The sequence below is a fragment of the Pseudomonas sp. Sample_9 genome, from assembly GCF_004307535.1.
Classification (GTDB): Bacteria; Pseudomonadota; Gammaproteobacteria; order Pseudomonadales; family Pseudomonadaceae; genus Aquipseudomonas; species Aquipseudomonas mercuritolerans.
On sequence record NZ_RAZO01000350.1, the window covers coordinates 1 to 5,410 of the forward strand.

Here is a 5,410-nt window from a genome sequence, read left to right on the forward strand (position 1 = left end):
ACGTGATATTCCACCAGTCGCGCCAGCCGTTCGCTGAAACCTGCCTCACGCAGATAATCCGCACCGAGCCGTTCATGGCTGACCACGCCATAACCGCCCATGTTTTCCGCGCCCTCGGCACACAAATGGCCGATGTCATGAAAGAACGTCGCCAGCACCACTTCATCGTCACAGCCTTCAGCCATGGCCAGTTCTGCGGCCTGGGACATGTGCTCGAGCTGCGACACCGGTTCGCCGATGTAATCGCTGGCGCCGAAGCGTTCATACAGGCCGAACACCCGGGCGATCACCTGTTCGTGATTCATGCCTCCTCCAGTAACTGGGCGATGTTGCGTTCGGCCAGCGCCGGGCCGACGCTCATGCCGACGCCGGTGTGCATCAGCGCCACGCTCAGGCCCGGTGCCGGGCGCAGGAATGAAAACGGCCCTGGCCCCCGAGAACCATAGACGCCCTGCCAGCGTTCGACCACTTGCACCTGGCAGCCCAGGGTCTGCTCGGCGAGTTCGAGCATCCAGTTGTCGACCTGTTCGGCATTGAACGGTGACGCATCGCTGCCGTAATGATGCGAATCGCCGATGATCAACTCACCATACGGCGTCGGGCTGATCAGCAGGTGAATGCCGTTGGCGTGCAGGTGCGGTTGTTCACGGAGAATCTGCGCCTGCACCGCTGCGGCTTCCGGCAGATCGGCGAAAGCGCCGTAGTGCACGCAGCTCAGGCCGGTGAGCACGGCGTGTTGCAGGTTCAACTCGATGCTTGGTCTGGCGCGGAGCATTTGCAGACGACAGATCTGCGGATTGAGCGCAGCAATCGGCTCGGCCAGCAGGGTCTGATAATCGTGGCCGGAGCAGACGATGATCTGCTTGCCGGTAAAACTGCCGGCGGTGCTGTGCAGACGCCCCGGCTCGACGTCGCGCACCAGCGTGGAAAAGTGAAACTCGACGCCGAGGTCACGGCGCAAGTAGTCGATCAGCGCGGGAATCGCTTCGCGCGAGTACAACTGCTGATCATCGATACCGTGCAGCGCGGCGCGGTGATGGCTGAACTGGCCGCCATACAGATCACGCAACGCTGCGCCGCGCAGCAGCTCGACGTTGTAGCCATGCTCGACCGCGCGGCCGGCGCAGAAGGCTTCGAGCAGGTGTTCTTCGGCCTCGCTGCGGGCGAACAGGTATGAGCCGTTGCGCTTGACCTGCAGGCCGGCAAGTTGCGCCCAGTCGCCCCAGATCTCGCGGCTGGCCTTGGCCAGTTCGAGCATGGTGCCGGGCGGCTGACCGGTCACCAGCGCCTGACCGAAGTTGCGCACCGAAGCGCCAAGGGGCGTGGCGGTGCGTTCGAATACCGCGACTTTCAGGCCGCGTTTGGCGGCGGCATAGGCGTGGGACAGACCGAGGATGCCGGCGCCGATGATGAGCAGGTCTTTGGGTTGTGTCATGTAGAGGTGCTCTGAATGAGAAACCGCTTTCGCGAGCAGGCTCGCTCCCACAGGGGACAGCATTGCAACTGTGGGAGCGAGCCTGCTCGCGAAGGGGCCTTGTCTGTCGATAAAGATCTTACTTGGCGACAACTTTCTCGGACTTGCCGTCATACCGCTTGCGCCATTCAGCCAGGATCTCGTCGCGATTCTTCGAGGCCCAGGCAAAGTCGTTCTTGATCAGGCGCTGCTCATAGTCGGCTGGCAATTCGGTTTGCGGCTTGGCAATCCCCGGCTGCGCGAGCACGGCGAAGTTCTCCTTGTACAGATCCATCGCCTCGGCGCTGGCGGAGAAATCAGCGAGTTTCTTCGCCGCCTCTTCATGCGGAGTGCCTTTGATCACCGCCGTCGCTTCGATCTCCCAGCCCAGACCTTCCTTCGGCAGGATGATGTCCAGCGGCGCGCCCTGGCGTTTCAACTGTACCGCCGGATATTCAAAGGAAATCCCGATCGGAAACTCCCCCGCCGCTGCCAGTTTGCATGGCTTGGAACCGGAGTGAACGTACTGGCCGATGTTCTGGTGCAAGCCGTCCATATACGCCCAGCCCTGCTTCTCGCCGAAGGTTTGCAGCCAGGCGCTGACGTCGAGGAAACCGGTGCCGGACGACGCCGGGTTGGGCATGACGATCTTGCCCTTGTACTCAGGCTTGGTCAGGTCCTGCCAACTGACCGGTTTGCTCAGCCCCTGCTTCTCAGCCTCAACGGTGTTGAAGCAAATGGTCGCGGCCCAGACGTCCATGCCGACCCAGGCTGGCGGGTTGGCGGCGTCGCGGTAATTCGCGCCGATCTTGCCGAGATCTTTCGGTGCATAGCTTTGCAGCATGCCTTGCTGATCGAGGATCGCCAGGCTCGACGCGGCCAGGCCCCACACCGCGTCAGCCTGCGGACGAGCCTTTTCGGCGAGCAGTTTGGCGGTGATGATCCCGGTGGAATCGCGCACCCATTTGATTTCGACGTCCGGGTTGGCCTTTTCAAAGGCCTCCTTGTAGGACTTCAGTTGTTCGGCTTCGAGGGCGGTGTACACCGTCAACTCGGTTTTTGCCGCGAAGGCATTCAGGCTGAAAGTCGCGAGCACAGCAGCGGCCAGGGCCATAGGCTTGAACATGAGCGTTTTCCTGTAGGTGAGTTGAATCAGTGACCGGGCGCGGTTTGCCGCCAGGCCTGGGAACGGCGCAACAGGCCGCGCGAAGCCCACGCCAGCAGCAGCGACACGCCGGCCGAAGTGAACAGAATCAGGGTCGACATTGCCGCCGCACCGCCGACGTTGCCGGCGTCGTCCATGTTCAGCACCGCCACCGCCGCGAGGATGGTGTCGGGGCTGTAGAGGAAGATCGCGGCGGAAACCGTGGTCATCGCCGAGACGAACAGGTAGCGCACGATGTCCAGCAACGCCGGCAGGCAGATCGGCACGGTCACGCGCAGGTAATGCCGGTACAGCGGCGCCTTGAGCGACAGCGCGGCGGCTTCGAACTCGGCGTCGAGCTGGCGCAGCGCGGTGGTCGCGGTCATTTGTGCGGTGGTCAGGTAGTGCGCAATGGTGCAGACGATCAGCAGCGTCATCGTCCCGTAGAGCACGTGCAGCGGATTGCCGCTGAGGTTGAAGAAGAAAACGTAACCCAGGCCAAGCACCAGCCCCGGCACCGCCATCGGCACGAAGCTGAGCATGCGCAAAGCCAGGTTGAGCCCGCGCTGAGTGCCGGTTTTCTCCATCAGATAGGCACCAGTGAAAATCAGCATGCTGCCAATCAGCGCGGTGCCCAGCGCCATTTTCAGACTGTTGGCGTAGGCGAGCCAGCCACCGCCGGCGGTCTCGTTGAACTGATAGTGGTTGAGCGACAGCGACAGGTTGTACGGCCAGAACTTCACCAGCGACGAAAACACCGCCATGCCGAACACCAGCAGCAGCGCGGCGCAAATCAGCAAAACGATCGCCAGATAGCAGCCGTCACGCAGCCTGGACGGCAGCGGCTTGAACACCTGCGCGCGTCCGCTCATCGAGTCGCCATGGCGGCGACGCAACCACGCATCGACACCGAAACTGAACAGCGCCGGCAGTAACAGCACCATGCCGATCAACGCGCCGCGACCGAATTGCTGCTGGCCGACCACGGCTTTGTAGGCTTCCAGCGCCAACACTTGATAGTCGCCACCGACCACCACCGGCACACCGAAATCGGTGATGGTCAGGGTGAACACCAGACAGAACGCGGCGAACACCGCCTGGCGGGTCGCCGGCCAGGTAATGCTGCGAAACGCCTTGGCGGGACTGGCGCCCATGCTTGATGCGGCATCGAACAAACGCGCATCGGCCAGCGACAATGCCGAGAGCAAAATCATCAGCGCATGGGGAAAGGTGTAGATCACCTCGCCCAGCACAATGCCCCAGAACCCATAGATATTGTCCGAGAGCAGCCCACGCAGCATGCCCTGGTTGCCGAACAGATAGACCAGCGCAATTCCCGGCAGCATTGACGGCGCCATCAGCGGCAGCAGGGAAATCCCGCGCCAGATGCCTTTGCCCGGAATCAGCGTGCGTTGCAGCGCGTAGGCAAACAGGTAGGCCAGCGGTACGACAATGGCCGCAACGCTGAGGGACACTTTCAGGCTGTTGCCGAGCAACCAGTGGAAATTGGCGCTGGTCACCAACTCCTTCGCCGCGAGCCAGCCACCGCCCTGCCCGGCGTCATTGCTGAAACCGCGCCAGAAGATCGCCAGCAACGGCAGCAGCACCGCGAGACCGAGCAACACCAGCAGGAGGATTTTGCCGCCGAGCACGAACAGGCGATCGCCGATCTCGGCTTTCGAGGGCTGTCGCACCTGCTTGTGCGGTAGCGGCAGCGCGAGGTTGCTGTTCATCAGGCGAACACCTGCAAACTGCGCGGCGGCAAGGCGACCATGATCTGCTGGGCGCCGAGGCGCGGCATGGCTTCTGGCGCGAGTTCGGCGAGCAGCGCATGGCCCGGCAGTTGATCGAGTTCGAAGCTCATGCGGCAGCGGTTGCCGAGAAAAGTGATTTCGCGAACCTTGGCCGGGAACAGGTTCTCTTCGTGCACCAGCGGATTGACGTTGATCGCCTCCGGGCGGCAGAACAGTCGACCCGAAGCGCCGTGCACGCTGCCATCGGCCAGCCGCAGATTCATCCCGCCGACCTGGGCGTGACTGTCGCTGCTGCGCTGGAACGGCAGCCAGTTGCCCTGGCCGACAAACTCGGCCACGAACGGCGTGGCCGGGCGGTTGTAGATTTCCTGCGGCGTGGCGTACTGCTCGACGCGGCCGTTGTTCATCACCGCGATGCGATCGGCCATCAACATCGCCTCGTCCTGATTGTGCGTGACCATCAGCGTAGTGATGCCGAGGTTGCGTTGCAGCTGACGCAGCTCGGTGCACAGATGCTCGCGCACCCGCGCGTCGAGGGCCGACATTGGTTCGTCGAGCAACAGCAGTGACGGCGCCGGCGCCAATGCGCGAGCGAGCGCTACTCGCTGTTGCTGACCGCCGGACAATTGGCCTGGGTACTTTTTCTCACTGCCGCTGAGGCCCACCAGTTCCAGCATCTGACCGACACGCCGGCGCACTTCATCGCGCCCGCTGCCGGCGAGGCCGTAGGCAATGTTCGCTTCGACGGTCAGATTGGGGAACAGCGCGTAGGACTGGAACAGAATTCCGTAATCCCGCGCTTGCGGGGCAAGGTGCGAGACATCGCGATCGCCCAGGTACAACTCGCCGCTGTCCTGCCGCTCCAGACCGGCAATGCAGCGCAGCAGCGTGGTCTTGCCACAGCCCGACGGGCCGAGCAGGCACACCAGTTCGCCGGCGGCGACATCGAGGGAGACGTTGTCCAGCGCAGTGAACGCACCGAAACGCTTGTGCACGCCGCGCACTTTCATCGGCGCGCCGGGGTTGGTCAGGGCAGTTGCGATGGCAGGATTCATGGAC

Annotated in this window: 5 protein-coding genes; all 5 read right to left on the bottom strand. The window is 63.0% G+C overall.

The genetic code is table 11. The features are described from left to right. On the bottom strand, positions 1-305 hold a 305-nt coding region (locus D6877_RS20055; RefSeq protein ID WP_130911879.1), incomplete at its 3' end, for an HDIG domain-containing metalloprotein. After that, a complete protein-coding gene (locus D6877_RS20060) occupies positions 302-1,435 on the bottom strand; it encodes a TIGR03364 family FAD-dependent oxidoreductase (protein ID WP_130911880.1) in 1,134 nt (377 codons plus the stop codon). The genes D6877_RS20055 and D6877_RS20060, both read right to left, overlap by 4 nt. A 118-nt stretch (positions 1,436-1,553) precedes the next feature. Further along, positions 1,554-2,579, bottom strand: coding sequence for a putative 2-aminoethylphosphonate ABC transporter substrate-binding protein (locus D6877_RS20065; RefSeq protein WP_042606530.1), 1,026 nt, complete (start codon positions 2,577-2,579; stop codon positions 1,554-1,556). Positions 2,580-2,605: 26 nt separating this feature from the next. Next, positions 2,606-4,330 carry a putative 2-aminoethylphosphonate ABC transporter permease subunit gene (locus D6877_RS20070; protein WP_130911881.1) on the bottom strand — a complete coding sequence of 575 codons (1,725 nt, stop codon included), beginning with the start codon at positions 4,328-4,330 and terminating at the stop codon, positions 2,606-2,608. Beyond that, positions 4,330-5,406 carry a putative 2-aminoethylphosphonate ABC transporter ATP-binding protein gene (locus tag D6877_RS20075; RefSeq protein ID WP_130911882.1) on the bottom strand — a complete coding sequence of 359 codons (1,077 nt, stop codon included), beginning with the start codon at positions 5,404-5,406 and terminating at the stop codon, positions 4,330-4,332. Before D6877_RS20075 ends, D6877_RS20070 begins: the two co-directional genes overlap by 1 nt. Positions 5,407-5,410 lie beyond the last annotated feature (4 nt).